The 17,318-nt window shown below is 72.8% G+C and carries 13 protein-coding genes; 5 read left to right on the forward strand and 8 right to left on the reverse strand.

Annotation, left to right across the window (positions count from 1 at the left end; all coding sequences use genetic code 11):
- Positions 1–2: 2 nt before the first annotated feature.
- From B446_RS31195 to B446_RS31205, 3 genes are all read right to left on the reverse strand, one after another.
- The gene (locus B446_RS31195) at positions 3–695 is read right to left on the reverse strand and encodes a vWA domain-containing protein (protein WP_043476794.1); all 693 of its coding nucleotides are present in this window, start codon (positions 693–695) and stop codon (positions 3–5) included.
- Between the two features lie 343 nt (positions 696–1,038).
- Positions 1,039–1,722, reverse strand: coding sequence for an RES family NAD+ phosphorylase (locus B446_RS31200; protein WP_020943436.1), 684 nt, complete (start codon positions 1,720–1,722; stop codon positions 1,039–1,041).
- Position 1,723: 1 nt separating this feature from the next.
- Complete coding sequence (locus tag B446_RS31205) at positions 1,724–2,398, reverse strand: hypothetical protein (RefSeq protein ID WP_020943437.1); 675 nt, start codon at positions 2,396–2,398, stop codon at positions 1,724–1,726.
- Between the two features lie 604 nt (positions 2,399–3,002).
- Here B446_RS31205 and B446_RS40515 point away from each other — a divergent pair.
- Positions 3,003–8,039 (forward strand): CHAT domain-containing protein, encoded by a 5,037-nt coding sequence (locus B446_RS40515; protein WP_052352206.1) that lies wholly within the window; start codon positions 3,003–3,005, stop codon positions 8,037–8,039.
- A 41-nt stretch (positions 8,040–8,080) separates the two neighbouring features.
- On the opposite strand, the gene B446_RS31220 is transcribed toward B446_RS40515, so the two are convergent.
- The 5 genes from B446_RS31220 to B446_RS31240 form a co-directional block, all read right to left on the reverse strand.
- Complete coding sequence (locus B446_RS31220; RefSeq protein WP_043476797.1) at positions 8,081–8,695, reverse strand: hypothetical protein; 615 nt, start codon at positions 8,693–8,695, stop codon at positions 8,081–8,083.
- A 21-nt stretch (positions 8,696–8,716) separates the two neighbouring features.
- Positions 8,717–10,129 (reverse strand): amino acid permease, encoded by a 1,413-nt coding sequence (locus B446_RS31225; protein WP_020943439.1) that lies wholly within the window; start codon positions 10,127–10,129, stop codon positions 8,717–8,719.
- A gap of 219 nt (positions 10,130–10,348) precedes the next feature.
- Complete coding sequence (locus tag B446_RS31230) at positions 10,349–11,236, reverse strand: carbohydrate ABC transporter permease (RefSeq protein WP_020943440.1); 888 nt, start codon at positions 11,234–11,236, stop codon at positions 10,349–10,351.
- Complete coding sequence (locus B446_RS31235; RefSeq protein ID WP_043476800.1) at positions 11,233–12,213, reverse strand: carbohydrate ABC transporter permease; 981 nt, start codon at positions 12,211–12,213, stop codon at positions 11,233–11,235. The genes B446_RS31230 and B446_RS31235 overlap by 4 nt, the downstream gene beginning before the upstream one ends.
- Before the next feature lie 8 nt (positions 12,214–12,221).
- The gene (locus B446_RS31240; RefSeq protein ID WP_020943442.1) at positions 12,222–13,535 is read right to left on the reverse strand and encodes an ABC transporter substrate-binding protein; all 1,314 of its coding nucleotides are present in this window, start codon (positions 13,533–13,535) and stop codon (positions 12,222–12,224) included.
- Between the two features lie 416 nt (positions 13,536–13,951).
- Here B446_RS31240 and B446_RS31245 point away from each other — a divergent pair, with 416 nt between their 5' ends.
- From B446_RS31245 to B446_RS31260, 4 genes are all read left to right on the forward strand, one after another.
- Complete coding sequence (locus tag B446_RS31245) at positions 13,952–14,971, forward strand: sugar ABC transporter substrate-binding protein (protein WP_043476804.1); 1,020 nt, start codon at positions 13,952–13,954, stop codon at positions 14,969–14,971.
- A complete protein-coding gene (locus B446_RS31250) occupies positions 14,968–16,047 on the forward strand; it encodes an ABC transporter permease (protein WP_020943444.1) in 1,080 nt (359 codons plus the stop codon). Before B446_RS31245 ends, B446_RS31250 begins: the two co-directional genes overlap by 4 nt.
- Positions 16,048–16,052: 5 nt before the next feature.
- Positions 16,053–16,961 (forward strand): ATP-binding cassette domain-containing protein, encoded by a 909-nt coding sequence (locus tag B446_RS31255; RefSeq protein WP_020943445.1) that lies wholly within the window; start codon positions 16,053–16,055, stop codon positions 16,959–16,961.
- Between the two features lie 120 nt (positions 16,962–17,081).
- On the forward strand, positions 17,082–17,276 hold the full coding sequence (locus tag B446_RS31260; protein WP_020943446.1) for a hypothetical protein: 195 nt from the start codon (positions 17,082–17,084) through the stop codon (positions 17,274–17,276).
- Positions 17,277–17,318: the final 42 nt, after the last annotated feature.

A 17,318-nucleotide genomic window follows, 5' to 3' on the forward strand; every position in this document is an offset into this window, starting at 1 on the left:
CGTCAGTCCACCAGCCGCTGGCTCAGGGGCAGTTGGGTGAGCCGGGTCCCCTCGTGCGGGACGGAGAGCGCCCCGCCGGTGCCCGAGGAGAACGAACTGGACGTCGTGCGGATGCTCCTGATCACGACGTGCAGGATCTCCCGCACGGCCGTGGCCGGGTCGCTCTCGTCGGTGAAGAACGCGAAGCCCGTCGACACCCGCTGGATCGCCTCCCGATTCGCCTGCCCGAACCCGAAGCTCACGATCTGCGCCCCGTACTTGTCCTCTTTGGCGGTGACGGCAGCCCGGGCGTGCGTCCAGTCCTCGTGCGCGTTGTGCTCGCCGTCGCTGATGAAGAAGACGACGGGCTGATGGTAGGCGCTGCCCTTGCCGAGCCCCTTGATGCCGTCGCGCAGCGCTTCGCCCGCGGTCCGCAGCCCCGCCGCGAAGTTGGTGCCGCCCTGCGGCGTCAGCGTCGGCATGTCCGCGTAGGCGATGTCGGTCAGCGGCAGGACGCAGTCGGAGCGGTCCGAGAAGGTGACGACGGCCAGCCGGGCGATCTCCCCGGTGCCCGGGTCGTCCTCGATGGCCTTCTTGATCTCTGGCAGGGCCTGGTTGACGGCGGTCATGGGCGCGCCCGCCATCGAGTACGAGACGTCGAGGCAGAGACAGACGGGAAAGACGGGCGCTCGTTCGACGTTGGAGAATGCGGACATGGAGGGTGCCCCCGCTCGGGTTCGGAACCGGTACTCGGACTCGTGGAGAGAAGGAATGAGTGAGAGGGAAGAAGAGAAGAAGGAAGAAGAGGAAGAAGACGGAGAAGGGTGAAGCAGAACGGCCGGGGCGGAAGAGGGAAAGGCGAAAAGAGGACGAGGAATCCGGGGGAAGGCACGGTGAATCGCGCGCGATGTGCGCGACATTCATGGTGTCGGTTGCGGAATTCCCGGTCGTCCGCCGGGCCACTGGACCAGAAGTATGCCCTGCCACGGGCGGGAGCCGAAGCCTTTTCGGCCGATCCCCGGAGAACACCCGGAAGATGCCCGGCTCCCGCCCGGCCGGTCAGGACGCGGCAGGGTAGCCGCCGTCCGGCGGCCCGATCTCGATGCCGTACGGGCGGAGCTGCCGGCTCAGCCAGCGCAGGTGGTCCGGCTCGTCCAGGTTCCGTGGCGGCAGGCCGGTGGCCTCGACGAGGTCCCCGCTCGTGCCCCCGTCGAACAGCACCAGCGACTCGTGCGGCATATCGAGGCGGGACATCCAGACGAACCCCTGGGCCGAGTCCGCCTCCTCGCGCAGCCAGTGCCCCCAGCGGCGGGTGAAGGCGTACTCCGTGGGCGGCGCGTGGACCAGCCAGTCGTCGCCCTGCTGAACCGAGTTGAGATCCGGGATGCTGAGCAGGGCGACCAGGGAGACGTCCCGGGTGAGCCGAACCTGGGAGAGCCGCTTGCCCGCCACCTCCTTGCGCGGCAGGATCCGCGGGTTGCCCCGGCCGTCGAAACGCATGTCGCGCACCAGGCGTTCGACCAGCGCGGTCACCTCGCGGGGCGCCGCGTACAGGTAGGCGTACCTGTCGTTCGGGGTGCTGTCGAACCGGCCGCCGCCGAAGTGGTGATCCACCTCCGTGTCGTTGAAGGAGGCCGCGTCCCGCCCGCGGGAGTGCACCCGGTACAGGACCTTGCCGGCCTTCCAGGTGACGCGTCTGGGCCTCGCGGTGCCCTTGTCGGGCAGTCTGGCGCCTCGAGCCATGTCAGTCCTCCTCTCCCACCGCTCCTGCGGCGGCGAGCAGTTGCTCGTCGAGGCCGGTGCCGAGCAACGTGGCCGGTACGGCGTCCAGCCAGAGGTTGGGGCCGAGCCACCAGTCGGCCACGCCCCAGGGGTCGCGTGCCGCGCCCAGCAGGCCGTTGATGGTGCGGACCAGTTCGCGCAGGCGTCCCTCGGCGTCGAACTGGAAGGCCGGTAACTGCTCGACGTCGTCCCGGGACCGCAGCCGGATGACGTCCGGCGCGGTCACCCGGACGCCGAAGGCCTCGTACAAGTCCTCCGCGGTGACCGCCGGTTCGGCGAGCAGCCGGTCGAACGCCGAGGTGTGGGGTGCCTGCGGGGCGGGGCCGGGACCGCTCCCCGCCCGCGGTGCCGCCGGACCGAGCAGGATGCGCTCGGCCAGCAGTTCGTGCGGTGCCCGGGCCGTCGCCGTGCCGGCCAGGCGGCGGCCGATGGCGCGCCGCTCCTCCTCGGGCAGGGCCGCGCGCAGATGCGCGGCGACGGCCCGGGTGACCGTGCGCAGCCGGTCCTCCTCGCCGCCCTCGGCGAGCAGGCCGAGCAGTGCGTCGAGGTGGTCACGGTCCGCCGCGGAGAGTTTCTCCCGTACGGCTTCCCGATCTTTTGCCAGCGCTTTGATGAGGTGTTCTTCGAACTCGTCCATGCGCCCCCTCCTGAAAACAGGACGGAGACGTACGCTAGTGAGATACGGTCCCTTTGGCAATTGGCCTGATACTGCACCCCTATTGGTGTACGGCGTATTTATCCCGGACGGGAAGGTGCGGCGGGCCGAGTCCTTGCCGAACCGAAGAGAGCGCGCGCAACAGCGGGGTGGGAAATGAGTGCGGACGCATGGGCGAACGCTGATCCGGACGAGCTCGCACAGCACGTGGTCCGGCTCCTGGAGGTCGCGGAGCCGCTGCTGGCCGGTGATCCGGAGCGGGGCGGCACCCCGGACGGGCGGGAGCGGGGCCGGGCGGCACTGGAGGAGGCGGAGCGCGCCCTCGCGCTGCCGCGCCCCCGCGTGCCGGAACCCGACCGGCAGCGGTGGTGGGCCGAACTGTCGCTCTGGGCCGCCGAGATCCGCTACGCCTGCGGCCGCGGACCCGGCGACCTGGACACCCTGATCAGCCGCCTCGACGCCGTGCACGCCCTGGCGACCGCGGCCCGCACCGGCGCGGAACCGGAACCCGAGCGCCGTGAACTGGTCGACCTGACCTGCGAGTTGGCGCTGAACCTCGCCGCGCGCTGGGGTTCGGGGGAGCGCCGTGAACTCCGGTCGGCCGACGCCGACCGGGTCGTCGCCCTGCTCCGCGCGGTGCTGGACGGTCCCGACCGCCACCTCGTGGCCGACCCCACCCGCTGCCGGACCGCCCTGGGGCTCGTCCTGTCGGGCCGGTCCCGCGGCCCCGACCACCACACCCCCGGAGCGGCTCGCGGACCGCGCCGCCGCCCTCGGCCTGCTGCACACCGCGTACACGGCCGCCGACCTCGACCCGGAGCTGGCGCCCGCCGTGACCTTCGACCTGGTGCTGCTCTCCCTCATCGAACTGAACGACCGCGTCTGCTCCGACAGCCCGCCGGCCGAGCGCGGCGCCGCCGCCGAGCGGGCCCTCGTCCTGCTGGACCGGCTGTCCCCGCTGCTCGCGGACCCCGGGCCGGACGGAGCCGACGCCGCGGGGCTGGGTGCGGACGTCTGCGATCTGCTGGTGGAGCTGTCCGTCTCGCCGCATGATCAGGGCCGGGCCGCGGACTGGTACCGGCGGGCGCTCGCCCACCCCGCCCTGCCGCCCGGGGAGGTGCGCGACCTCAGCAGCCGGCTGGCCCATGTGCTGTGCTTGCGGTCCGAGGAGAACAGGGCCGCGCAGCGGGCCGGCGACCCGCTCCCGGCGGCGGACCGCGCCGAGGCGGTCGTCCTGCTCGAACAGGTGCTGGCCGGGCACCCCGGCACGCCCCCGGCCCGGGGCGCCGGCACTCCGGGCGGCGCGCCGGCCGAAGCCGAGGAGGACTTCGTGGCCCATCTCACCGCCCTGGTCCAGGCGTTGTGGCTGAACCAGTCGGAAGGGCTCCTGGACGACAGGGGCGTGGACCGGCTCGCCGCCGCGGTCCGGCAGCTCATCCCGCTGATCGGCCCGGACGACACCGACCGCTCGGAGCTGATCCTCAAGGCCGCCATCGTCCTGAACCAGCGGGCCGTCGCCCGCGGCATGCCGCTGACGTACGACCTCGCCAACTCCGTCCTTCGCACCGGACGGCCCGACCCGAGCCGGTCGCTGGAGTGCACCGCGGCACCGGTGGTCGCGGACCTGCGCGAGGCCATCGCCCTGCTGCGCAAGGCCACGGGGCTGTACCACCACGAGGACACCCTCCACCTGTACGCGCAGGGGCTGCTCGGGATCGCGCTGTCGCTGGACTTCGCCTGCCGGCTGCCCACCGTCGAGCCCGCCGTCCTGCGCGACGCGCTGCGGTACCTGCGGGTCGCCCTGGAACGGCTGCCCCAGCGCGACGGCCTGGACGACGCCGACTTGCGGGGCTCGTTCCTGCTCACGCTGATGTACCAGGTGTGGTTCACCGACCCCTTCGCCCGGGCCGGGGCCGATCCGCGCAACCCGTCGATGCCGGACGTCTCCGGGTTCCCGACCGTCGAGGACGACCTGCACCTGCTCGGCTCCATGCTGAGCTCCGGCGACGACGCGCGACGCGAGCCGATCCTGGCCTTCCTCTCGGTCATGGTGAACATCCTGCGCACCCCCGACGTCCTGCCGTCGGTCGAGGACTGCCGGGCCTACGCCGACCGGCTGCGGCGGGCGGCCGGGCAGATCGAGCCAGAGGCTCACGGGCTGCGGGCGGCCACCCTGGCGATCGCCGGCGCCCTCGGGCTGCGCGTCGTCCAGGCCGGGCAGGCCGGCCCCGCCGAGCGTGCCGCCACGACCGCCGCGCTGCGCGCCGCGCTCGGCCTGGTCCCGCCGGGATCTCCACTGAGCGGACCGCTGCGCGCGGCGCTGCGTGAGACGTCCGGCGCGGACGTGTGGGACGTGCTGCGCACGCTGCTGGGACGATCGGCCACGCGAGGCGGACCCTCACCGGCTCGTCCGGGGACGCCGGGCGGGCTCCCGCCGGCTGGTCCCGACGCGCTGGGCGGGCCGCCCCCTGGACGCGGCCCGCGGCCGGCCGCGGGCCCGGCCCGACCCGCCGTACCGCCCGGGCCGCCGAGCCCTCGGCCCCCGGCCGTCCAGACACCCACCGCCCAGCCACCAACCGGCAGCCGCGTCCCGCGGCCTCCCGCCCCGAACGCTCCCGCTCCGCAGGCTGCCGCGCCCTTCCCCGAACCGCGCCCGGCGCTGCCCGTGCCCGACCTCGCCGCTGCCGTGCTGCTCGGCGACGGGTCGCCCGACCCCTTTGCGCTGCCCTCGGAGCGTGTCGCCGAACTGCTCGGCCCCGAGGAGCCGACGAGCGCGCCGACCGCGGCGGCCCTCGCCCTCCTGCACCACCACCGCTGGCTGCGCGAGCGAGACGGACAGGACCTGGACACCGCCGTCGTCATGGCCCGCAGAGCACTCGACCTGCTCGACGCCGAGGGCACGGGGTACGCCGAGGTCATCGGCCCGGCCGAGCGCGCGAAGGAGACGCGGCAGCCCGGGCGTGCTGCCGGCGCTGGTTCCGTCGGCCCCGTAGGCCCGGCCGCGCAGGCCGGGGACACGCAACAGGCCGGGCCACCCGAGCACCCCGAGCGCACCGCCGCGTCCGCGCTCGCCGGCCGCTGTACCGAGTTCCTGGCCCGGCTGCTCCTGGACCGGCATCTGATCCTCGGTGACCACACCGATCTCGACGCAGCCGTACTGGCGTACGACACGCTGCTGGAGCGCACCGCGGAGCACCTCGTGCTGCCGCCGCTCGGGGACCTGCTGGCGGCCTCCGGTGAACCCCGGGTCCCCGCCCGGATCTTCCGGTCCGCGCCCGGAGGACGAGGCGCCCCGTTCCGGGCGGAGCTGCTCGCGACCGCCGCCACCGACCGGATGGTGCGGGCGCGCGCCCGGCGGACCGGGGACGGGCCGTCGGCCGCCGACGCGCCCGGCGCCCTCGCCGCCGCGCTGCGGGCGCTGCCGCCGGACCATCCCGGGGCCCCGGCCGCGCGCCACGAACTCGCCTGGCGCGCACTGGAGTCGGCACGCGCCGGCGGGGACGCCGACGCGACGCGCAGCGCCGTCCGGTCGCTCGTCGACATCGCCGCCGCGTGCCCGCCCGGACCGCACCGCCCCGGCCTGCTGCTGCGGTCCGCGGCCGCGCTCTGCGCGTCGCTGCCCACCGCCGGCCGCACCGCGCCGGACCCGGACACGTCGGCCCTGCTCGACCGGGCCGTCGCGTTGTTCGAGGAGGCGGCCGAGTACGGCACGCACGACTACCACGGCTCCCGCAGCCGGTGCCTGTACGGCCTCGGCACCCTGCTGCTGGTCCGCAGGCTGCGCGGCGGGGGCGCCGACGACCTGCGGCGCTCGGTGGCGGTGCTCGGGGAGGCCCTGGCGCTGCTGAACGCGGCGCCGGGCGACCCGTTCGCCGTCGCCCTGCTGCGGGTCCTCGCCGAGGCGCACCGTGCCCACGGCCCCGGCGAGCCCGAGCACCGGCGCCGGGCGCTGGCCACCGCCCGGTCCCTGCTGACCGCGCACGGCCGTGCCGTCCTGCTCCAGTCGGGCGCGGCGCACGGCCTGGAGGCGGCTCGCGCGGTGGCCGCCGACATGCTGCGGGTGGTGCGCTGGAGCCTCGCCGACGGGCTGCCGGAGTCCGCGTTCGAGGCGCTGGAACTCGGCCGTGGACTGGTCCTGAACGCGGCCACCGTCGGCGCCACCGTGCCCGAGCTGTTGCGCGCCGGCGGCCATCAGGACCTGGCCCGGAGCTGGGAGGAGGCCGCCGCGGGCGGCGACCCGCGCAGCGTGCCGGACGGTCTGCGCGGCCGCGTGCTGCAGGCGTTCGCGGGCAGTGACGCGGAGCGGCGGCTCCTCTCCGCCCCGCGCCCCGGCCGGGTCGGGCAGGCGCTGCGTCGCCTGGGCGACGACGCGCTGGTCTACCTCGTGCCCGGTGAGGCCCCGGACCCCGACGGGGGCCCGGGGGAGGGCCCGGGCCCTGGGCACCTGCTGATCGTCACCGCCACGGGTGTGGTGCACGCGCTGCCGCTGCCGGGTCTCACGGATGCGGCGACGGGTCCGCTGGGGGCCTACGCCCGGGCGCTGGACGCCTTCCAGGCCGCCGGGCGAGCGGAGGGACGGCCGGCCCCGGAGCATCCCCAGGTGCTGCACACGATGTACGAGCGCAAGCTGCTGCGGCTGGAACGTGAGTGGCAGCAGGCCCTGGAGACGCTGTGCTCCTGGGCGGGGGAGGTGGTGATGGGGCCCCTGCTGGCCGCCGGTGAACGCTGGTGGCCGGGCAGGCCGGCACGGCTCGTCCTCGCCCCGCTCGGTGCGCTGGGCATCGTCCCCTGGCACGCCGCCCGCTGCCCGGCGCCGTCCCCTGCGACGCCGTCCGGCACCGCGGTGTACGCCTGCCAGCGCGCCGCCGTCTCCAGTTGCGCCACGGCCCGCCAGCTCATCGAGGTGGCCGCCCGGCCGAGGGCCGTGCCGGCCGCCGGGAAGGTGGCCGTGGTGGCCGACCCGGGTGGTACGCCGGCGATGCACCGGGAGGCCGCCCTGGTCGGCTCGCTGTACCCGGGCTCCGTGGTGATCGGCGGCCTGGGGGACCGGGCCCCGGCCGGTGGGCCCGAGCCGCTGCCCGCCGAACCGGCGTCGCTCGCGCCCTTCCTGCCCGGCCGCGGCCCCGTGCCGACGGCGGTGCTGCACGTCAACTGTCACGCCGACACCGGTCGCACCCCCGCCGACTCGGTGCTGGAACTCGACGCGGCGCACCGCGTCTCGGTGACCGACCTGCTCGCGGGCGCCGCCGGCCGGGACCCCTCGGTGCCGGGCGGCACGGTCGTGCTGGCCAACTGCACCAGCGACCTGGCCCTGAGCGACCACGACGAGGCGCTGACGCTGGCCACGGCGTTCCTCGGCGCGGGCGCGACCGCCGTCGTCGGCTCCCGCTGGGACGTGGCCGACGATCCACGCACCACGCTGCTGATGCTGGTGTTCCACCACCGCCTGAGCCGCGGTGAGCCGGCCGGGGAGGCACTGCGCGCCGCCCAGCGGTGGATGCTGGACCCGGAGCGTGTGCTGCCGCCCGAGCTGGCCCGGCACGAGCCGCTCCTGCGGGCCGCGGCCGGCCGCCCGCTGGACGAGCTGGAGGTGTGGGCCGCGTTCGCCCACCACGGCCGGTGACGCGGCGGCCCGTCAGGGACGCGCCTGCGGGCCCGGCGGGCTCAGCTCTCCGGATCGTCGACGCCGAGGTCGCGCCGCATGGCCCGGCGCAGCGCGGAGAGCTGCGTCCAGACCGCCTGCACCCGCCGTTCGCACCGCCGCAGCCGTTCCCGGTCCAGGGTGCCGGGGGCGGCGGCCAGCAGGTGCCGCAGCTCGCCGTAGCCCTCGTTGAGCCGGCGGCTCGTGCCGGACGCGGCGTCCAGCACCGGACCCGGGACGAGCATCTGGGCCTCGGCGTAGCTGGCCCGGAAGGCCGTACGGCACGTCTCCAGCTCCTCCGCACTCTCGTCCGCGGGCGTTCCGTCCCTCAGTGCGTGCACGACGTTCACCTGGGCGGTCTGGTACTGCCGTGCGGCGGTGTTGAAGGAGATGTAGCAGACGCGGAGCCGGTCCTGGGTCTCGGTCAGGCGGGCCGCGGCCCGCTGCTCCCGCGCCTCGGCCCGGTCGGCGTCGCGCATCCGCCGGTCGTGGGCGCGGTCCTCCAGACGCTGCCTCACCGCCGCCTCGAGTTCGAGGCGTTTGGCGCGGTCGGCCCGCACCTGGGTCAGCAGCGCCGCGCCCAGGGTGCCCAGCACCCCCACCGCGGCCACCGTCAACGACCCCCACGTCTCACTCACGCCCGCCCCCCGTCGCGCCGGTCAGCCCCCGCCGCGGCGCCGGCCCGCCAGCACCGCGTAGACGATGATGCCCGCGAACAGGAACAGCACTCCCTGGTACACCGCCGTGTAGCCCGCGCCCGCGACGAGCCATATCGAGAAGGCGGCCGCGACCGCCGTGACCACGGCGTCCCGGGCGAGCCGCGCCCGGTCGACGGCCTCGCGCCGGCCCGCGGCGAGGTGGAACACCTGTGCGGCGGTGGCCAGCAGGTACGGCACGGTCGCGGTGAACGTGGTGACGAGGACGAGCACCTCGAAGACCTTCGCCGAGCCGGACACGTAGTTGTAGACGGTGAGCAGCGAGGCGAGGACGACGGTGACGCCGACGCCGACGGTCGGCACGCCGCGCCGCCTGCGGGCGAAGGCGGCCGGGAACAGACCGTCCCGCGCGGCGGCGTAGGGGGTCTGGGCGCTCAGCAGCGTCCAGCCGTTGAGGCAGCCGGTCATCGACACCAGCGCGGCGAGCGCGACGGCCCAGCCGCCCCAGGTGCCGCCGAACATGGCGTCGACGGCGTCCGAGAAGGGCGCGGCGGACCGCACCAGACGGTCGTGCGGGACGGTGCCGAAGACGGACAGCGTGCCCAGCAGGTACACCAGCGCCGCGCCCGCGGTGCCGATGACGGTGGCGCGGCCCACGTTGCGGCGGGCGTTCCTGACCTCGCCGGCGCTGACGGCGGCGGACTCCACGCCGAGGTAGGAGAAGAGCAGCAGGGCGGCGGAGGCGGACACCGCGCCGACGGGGCTGTGCCCGGTGGCGTTGAACGCGCCGAGCTTCGCCGGGTCGAAGAAGAACAGCCCGCCGACCGCGACCAGCAGCAGCGGCACGAACTTCAGCACCGTGGAGACGAGCTGGACGGCTCCGACGTAGCGGGTGCCGGCGAAGTTGGCGAGGGCGGGCAGCCACTGCAGGGCCAGCGCGGCCAGGCACGCGGTCCAGCGGTGGCCGTTCACCGGGATCAGCACGTCGAGGTAGCCGACGGCGGCGACGGCGAGCGCGGCGTTCGACACCCAGGTGGTGATCCAGTACGACCAGGCGGCGAGGAAGCCGGCGAAGTCGCCGAAGGCCTCGCGGGCGTAGACGTAGGGGCCGCCGGTGCGCGGGTCGCGTTCGGCGAGCCGGCCGAAGACCAGGGCGAGCGCGATGGCGCCGACCGTCAGGACGCCGAAGGCGACCAGGCTGACCGTGCCGTACGGGGCGACGGACGCCGGGAGCAGGAAGATGCCGCCGCCGATGATGTTGCCCATGACCAGGGCGGTGGCGACGGGCAGCCCGAAGCGGCGGGCGTGCCTGCCGGTGTCGTCGTGGCGGTCGCGGGCGGTGGCGCCGGGGGTGGGGGCCTCGGGGGTGGGCGGGGCGGACGGAGCCGGCTGCGGGGCGGTCCCGGTGACGGGCATGGCGGGGTGGGCCTCTCATCGAACTGCTGTTCCCGGGATCGCCGGGGTGCCCCCATGGTCGGATATGCCCCGAGCCGTCGCCAAATCACCGTTTGTTCTGTTGTGAGACGTGTCCGGGCGTGAAGAAAACGCCCCGACGGAGCCCCGCGGCGGAAAAAGTTGCGGTGCCGCCGCGAGGCCCCGACGGTCGTCCGGTGATGCGCCGGCGCGCCCTCCGCCTCAGCCCTTGGCGGAGCCGAGGGTGAGGCCGCTGACGAACTGGCGCTGGAGCACGAAGTACACCGCCAGCGTCGGGATCGCGGTGAGCAGGGCGCCCGCGGCGACCAGGTTGGGGTCGGTGAAGTACTGGCCGGACAGGTTGTTCAGGGCCGACGTGATCGGCATGTTCTCGCCGGTCGAGATCAGCACCAGGGCCCAGAAGAAGTCGTTGTAGATCCAGATCGACAGCAGGGTGGCCAGGGCCGCCATCGCCGGCTTGCACAGCGGCAGTGTGATCTGCCAGTACAGCCGCCACACCGAGGCGCCGTCGACCAGCGCCGCCTCGGTCAGCTCGTGCGGCAGCGAGCGCATGTAGTTGCTCAGCACGAACGCGCAGAACCCGGACTGGAAGGCCACGTGGATCAGCACGAGCCCGAGGGCGGAGTCGTACAGCTTGCCGCTCGCCGTGACGCCGGGCAGGTCCGTCAGCAGGTAAAGGCGGTACAGCGGGGTGATGATGACCTGCTGCGGCAGCAGGTTGCCCGCCGTGAAGACCAGCAGCAGCGCCAGGTTCAGCCGGAAGTCGAAGCGGGCGACGTAGAAGGCGACGCACGAGGACAGGAACAGCGTCACCAGCACGGCCGGTACGGCGATGACCAGCGTGTTGCCGAAGTAGTGGAGCATGTCCGACTGCTGGAAGGCGCGGGTGAAGTTGTCCAGGTTCAGCGTGTCCGGCCAGGACACGTACCCCTTGGCGCTGGTCTCGGCGTACGGCCGCAGCGCCGAGAAGACGGCCCACAGCAGCGGGGCGAGCCAGGCCAGGGCCGTCCCGGTGAGGAAGACGTGCAGCAGGACCCGGGCGGGGCGGACCGGGGCGCGCCGCTTCAGCGGGGCGGTGGTGCCGCTCATGCGCGCCGCTCCTTCCGGAAGGTGGCGATCAGGTACGGGATGATCACCGCGAGGGAGATGACCAGGAGGACCACGGCGATGGCCGACCCGTAGCCGATCCGGCTGGACTCGCCGATGATGTTGTTGGTCACCAGGATCGACAGCAACTCGGTGCCCTGCGCGCCCTTGTTGAAGACGAAGACCAGGTCGAACGCGCGCAGCGCCTCGATGATGGTGACCACGAGGACGACCGTGTTGGTCGGGCGCAGGGTCGGGAAGATGACGCTTTTGAACGTCTGCCACTCGTTGGCGCCGTCCAGCGCCGAGGCCTCCCGCAGCGAGGGGTCGACGCTCTTGAGGCCGGCCAGGTACAGGATCATCATGTAGCCGGTGTGCCGCCAGGACGCGGCGATCAGGACCGCCCACAGGTTGAGCCCGGGGTCGCCGATCCAGTCGATGTAGTGGCCGGGCCTGTTGGCGCCGATGATGCTGTTGATCAGGCCGGTGTCCGGGTTGTAGACGAGCTGCCAGACGAAGCCGATGCAGGCCATCGAGATGACGACCGGCAGGAAGAACGCGGTCTGGTAGACCCGGCTGAAGCGGATCCGCTTGTCGAGCTGTACGGCGAGGAGGAGGCCGAACGGCGTCGGCACCAGGATCAGGACGACGAACCAGATGACGTTGTGCTGGACGGCGGGCCAGAACTGCGGGTTGTCGGCGAAGAGCTGCCGGAAGTTGTCCAGGCCCACCCACTTGATCGAGTCGAAGCCGATGCCGTCCCAGGTGGTGAAGGCGAGGAAGACCGAGGCGATGGCGGTGACCCAGACGAGGGCCACGTGCAGGACCGTGGGCACGCCCGCCATCAGGGCGAGCGTGAGGCGGTCGCGGCGGGTCAGCAGGCGCCGGTGGCCCTGGCCGGCCCGCGGGGATGCGGAAGCGGCGCCCGGAGGCGGCACGGCGGCCGCCTCCGTCCGCGTCGTCGGCGTGTCGGTGGTCATGGGGCCGCTCACGAGGACGCGAAGATCTGCTTCTTCTGGCGTTCGATGGACGACAGCAGGCTGTCCACGCCCTTGGGGTTCTGCAGGAACTTCTGGAGTCCGGGCTGCATCACCGTGGAGGTGAAGTCGGGCCGGGAGTCGCGGTCCATGAACTGGGTGAGGCTCTTGGCGCCGCTGATCATGTCGAACGCCTTCTTCTGGAGCGGCGAGTAGGCGGAGGTGTCGGCCTTGCCGGAGGCGGCCACCACGCTCGGGTCGGTCTTGAGGTAGAGCTCCTCGGCCGCCGGACCGCCCAGGTACTCCAGGAGCTTGACGACGCCGGCGTGGTTCTTCGGGGCCTTGCTGACCATGAAGCCGTCGGTCGGGGCCTCGACGGTGTCCTGGCCGTAGGCGGGGTTCATCTCGGGGAAGGGGAAGAAGTCCAGGTCGTCCAGGTCGGCCTTGTCGGTGAACTGCTGGGCGACGAAGGAGCCCAGGAGGTACATGCCGGCCTTCTTCGCGACCAGCGTCTGCGCGGCGTCCTGCCAGGTGCGGCCCATGAAGCCGTCCTGGTGGTAGGGGAGCAGCTCGGACCAGTGGTCGAAGACGGCCTTCACCTTGGCGTCGGTCCAGGCCGCCTTGCCCGCCATCAGCTCGACGTGGAAGTCGTAGCCGTTCAGGCGGAAGTTGATCTGGTCGAAGGTGCCCATCGCGGGCCAGGCGTCCTTGTCGCCGAAGGCGATCGGCACCAGGCCGTCCTTCTTCATCCGCTTGCACAGCGCGACCAGTTCGTCCCAGGTGGCCGGGACCTGGTAACCGTGCTGCCGGAAGACGCTTCTGCGGTAGAAGACCGCCCAGGGGTAGGTCGTCAGCGGGACGAAGTAGTACTTGCCGTCCTCGCCCTTGCTGAGCTTCTTCATGGCCTCGGGGAAGTTGCCGCCGATCCTGGCCCACACGTCGTCGATGGGCGTGGCCAGCTTCTTCGCCGCGAAGAACTGCATGCGGTAGCCGGCGAACCAGTTGAACACGTCGTCCGGCGTGCCCTGCAGATACGAGTTGATCTGCTCCTGGAAGGTGTTGTGGTCCTTGGTGTTCACGTCGACGGTGAGGCCGGACTGCTTCTTGAAGTCCGCGTAGACGCTCGCGAAGGCCTTCTTCGGCACCGCGTCCGAGGCGTTGGAGCCGACGGTGACGGTCTTCGGGTCGGCGGACGAGCCGCTGCCGCCGCAGGCGGACAGCAGGGGTGTTCCGGCACCGGCGAGAAGGGCGGCACCGCCCGCTCCGCGCAGCAGCGAACGACGGCTGGGGCCCGGGGCGGGACGTGCGGCAGGGGAGGGGCGCATGGCGGCTCCTGGGAAACAGGGTTCGGCCAAGGGGATGAGTCGATCACCGAAGGTCGTCGAAACCGATCAGAAATCAACTCGACCGAACAACGTGGGCGTAATAACAGCCCCACGTCCGCTCACGAGTCAATAGCTCCGGTCGCGCTGGGGTGTCTCTTGCCCGAAACGTAATCGTCATCGCCGTCCGTTCATCGCCGCAGGCCGACCGGGGTGTTCCGGTTGTGGAGCCAGGTGCGGTGTACTGAGGCGGACGGATCAACACGGGCCGACGCAAAGGGAGTTGTCTTGTGCCGGCATCCTGGCCTGCTGGCGAGAATATGTCTTGACAAAGCATTGACAGCGGGCCGCGCGAGGACTTGGATCGCGTGCCGACGCAACAACGTCCCTTCTCCGTCACACAGTGAGGTGCAGGAACGATGGACCGCACTCGTCACCCCCGCTCCCGCGGAGCGGCCCCCCTCGTGGCCGTGGCCGCCGCGGCAGCCCTCGTCCTCGCCGGCTGCTCCAGCGGCTCCGGCGGCAAGAAGGCCGCCGAGGGAGGGTCGGGCGCCCCGGCGGGCAGGGCCGACACCCCCCGTATGACGGTCGCGCTGGTCACCCACCAGGCCCCGGGCGACACCTTCTGGGACATCGTCCGCAAGGGCGCCGAGGCCGCCGCCGCCAAGGACAACATCAAGCTGGTGTACTCCGCCGACCCGAACGCCGGCACCCAGGCCAACTACGTGCAGAACGCCGTCGACCAGAAGGTCGACGGCATCGCGGTCACCCTCGCCAAGCCGGGCGCCATGAAGGACGTCGTCGCCAGGGCCGCAGCGGCGAAGATACCCGTCGTCGGCCTCAACTCGGGCCTCGGCGACTGGAAGAGGCTCGGCCTGCTCGAGTTCTTCGGCCAGGACGAGACGGTGGCGGGCGAGGCGTTCGGCAGGAAGCTCGACGAGGTCGGCGCCAAGAAGGTCGTCTGCGTGGTGCACGAACAGGGCAACGTCGGCCTCAGCCAGCGGTGCGACGGCCTGAAGAAGACCTTCTCCGGCACGACCGAGACGCTGTACGTCAACGGCACCGACATGCCGTCCGTGAAGTCGACGATCACCGCCAAGCTCAAGCAGAACAGCGCCCTCGACCACGTGGTCACCCTCGGCGCCCCCTTCGCGCTGGCCGCGGTGCAGTCCGTGGGCGACGCGGGCAGCAGGGCCAAGGTCGCCACGTTCGACCTGAACAACCAGCTGGCCGGTGCCGTCAAGAAGGGCACCGTCCAGTTCGCCGTGGACCAGCAGCCCTACCTCCAGGGCTACCTGGCGGTCGACTCCCTGTGGCTGTACAAGAACAACGGCAACTACAGCGGCGGCGGTGAGCAGCCGGTCCTCACCGGCCCGGCCTTCGTCGACAGATCCAACGTCGACCGGGTCTCCCGGTTCGCCGCGCAGGGCACCCGGTGACGGGCACGGCCCAGCGGTCCGGGCCGGCGGTGGGCGGGCCGCCGTCGACCGGCCCCCGCCCGGGCGGCGGCCGTACCATCCGGCGCTCCCCGGTGCTCCGGCTGCTGGCCCGGCCCGAGACCGGCGTCTTCCTCGGCGCCGCGGCCGTCCTGGTCTTCTTCCTGATCGCCGCGCCCTCGCTGCGCCAGGGCAGCTCCCTGGCCACCGTCCTCTACCAGTCCTCGACCATCGGCATCATGGCCCTCCCGGTGGCCCTGCTGATGATCGGCGGCGAGTTCGACCTGTCGTCGGGCGTCGCCGTCATCGGCTCGGCGCTCACCGCGAGCATGCTCAGTTACCAGCTGACCGTCAACGTCTGGACCGGCGTGCTCGTCGCCCTCGTCCTCTCCCTCGCCGTCGGCGCCTTCAACGGCTGGATGGTCGTCAGGACGGGACTGCCCAGCTTCCTCGTCACCCTCGGCACCTTCCTGATCCTGCAGGGCGCCGACCTCGCCGTCACCAAGCTCGTCACCGGCAACGTCGCCACCGACGACATCAGCGACATGGACGGCTTCGGCCAGGCCAGACGGATCTTCGCCTCCTCCGTCGGCATCGCCGGCGTCCAGGTGAAGATCACGGTCTTCTACTGGGTGGCCTTCGCCGCCCTGGCCACCTGGGTGCTGCTGCGCACCAAGTACGGCAACTGGGTCTTCGCCGTCGGCGGGAACAAGGAGAGCGCACGCGCGGTCGGCGTCCCGGTGGACCTCACCAGGATCTCCCTGTTCACCCTGGTCGGCTTCGGCGCCTGGTTCGTCGGCATGCACAACCTGTTCTCCTTCGACACCGTGCAGTCCGGCGAGGGCGTGGGCCAGGAGCTGATCTACATCGCCGCGGCGGTCATCGGCGGCTGCTCGCTCACCGGCGGCTCCGGCTCGGCGATCGGCCCGGTCTTCGGCGCGTTCATGTTCGGCATGGTCAACCAGGGCATCGTCTTCGCCGGCTGGAACCCCGACTGGTTCAAGGCCTTCCTCGGCGTGATGCTGCTCGGCGCCGTCCTGATCAACCTGTGGGTCCAGCGCACGGCGACGCGGAGGTGACACCGATGACCGAAGAAGGCAGCGACGCGACCGAGGGCGCCGCCGTCCGGAAAGCCGGGACCGCCCCCGGCCCACCGGTGGCCGAACTGCGCGGCGCGGGCAAGTCGTACGGCACCGTCCGCGCCCTGCACGGCGTCGACCTCACGGTCCCGGCCGGGCGGGTGACCTGCGTCCTCGGCGACAACGGGGCCGGCAAGTCCACCCTCATCAAGATCGTATCGGGGCTGCACCGGCACACCGAGGGCAGCTTCCTCGTCGACGGCACCCCGGTGCGCTTCGACAGCCCCCGCGACGCCCTTGACCGGGGCATCGCGGCCGTCTACCAGGACCTCGCCACCGTCCCCCTGATGCCGGTGTGGCGCAACTTCTTCCTCGGCTCCGAACTGACCCGGGGGCCCTGGCCCGTACGCCGTCTCGACATCGCGCGGATGAAGGAGACGGCCGACCGGGAACTGCGTGACATGGGCATCGTCCTCGACGACCTCGAACAGCCGGTCGGCACCCTCTCCGGCGGCCAGCGCCAGTGCGTGGCCATCGCGCGCGCAGTCCACTTCGGCGCCCGGGTGCTGATCCTGGACGAGCCGACCGCCGCCCTCGGCGTCAGGCAGTCCGGCGTCGTCCTGAAGTACATCGCCGCCGCCCGCGAACGCGGCCTCGGCGTCGTCTTCATCACGCACAACCCGCACCACGCCTACATGGTGGGCGACCACTTCGCCGTCCTGCGCCTGGGCACCCTCGAACTCAGCGCCGGGCGCGACGAGATCACCCTGGAGGAGCTGACGAACCACATGGCGGGCGGCGCCGAACTCGCCGCGCTCAAGCACGAACTGGCGCAGGTGAGGGGCGTCGACGTGCACGGGCTCCCGGGCGCGGCGGAGCTCGGCGGGACCGCCGGCGTGACGCCCGGCGGGTGACCCGGAGGGACACCGGCGCCCGGAGGGGTTCGTTCCGGCGCGGGCCGGGAACCAGCGGGGGCAGGCGGGCGTTCCCACATATGACAGGGGAACGCCCGCGAGGGACGGGAGGACGACCACATGACCCAGGGCACCCACCCCCGGCAGACACCTCCGGAGGACACCGGGACGGCCGACCCGGGCCCCGGCCGCTTCAGCCGGCTCCCCGAGCGGATACGCCCGGAGGACACGGTGGAGACGAAGCCGGCGACCGTGCCGGACCCGGCACGGGACACCTACAACCCCGACGAGTGGCTGATCCGGTACTGCGGTTGACGGTTCCGGCCGGGGCCCCTCGCGGTCCCCGTCCGGGGATCC

The organism is Streptomyces collinus Tu 365 (genome assembly GCF_000444875.1).
GTDB lineage: Bacteria > Actinomycetota > Actinomycetes > Streptomycetales > Streptomycetaceae > Streptomyces > Streptomyces collinus_A.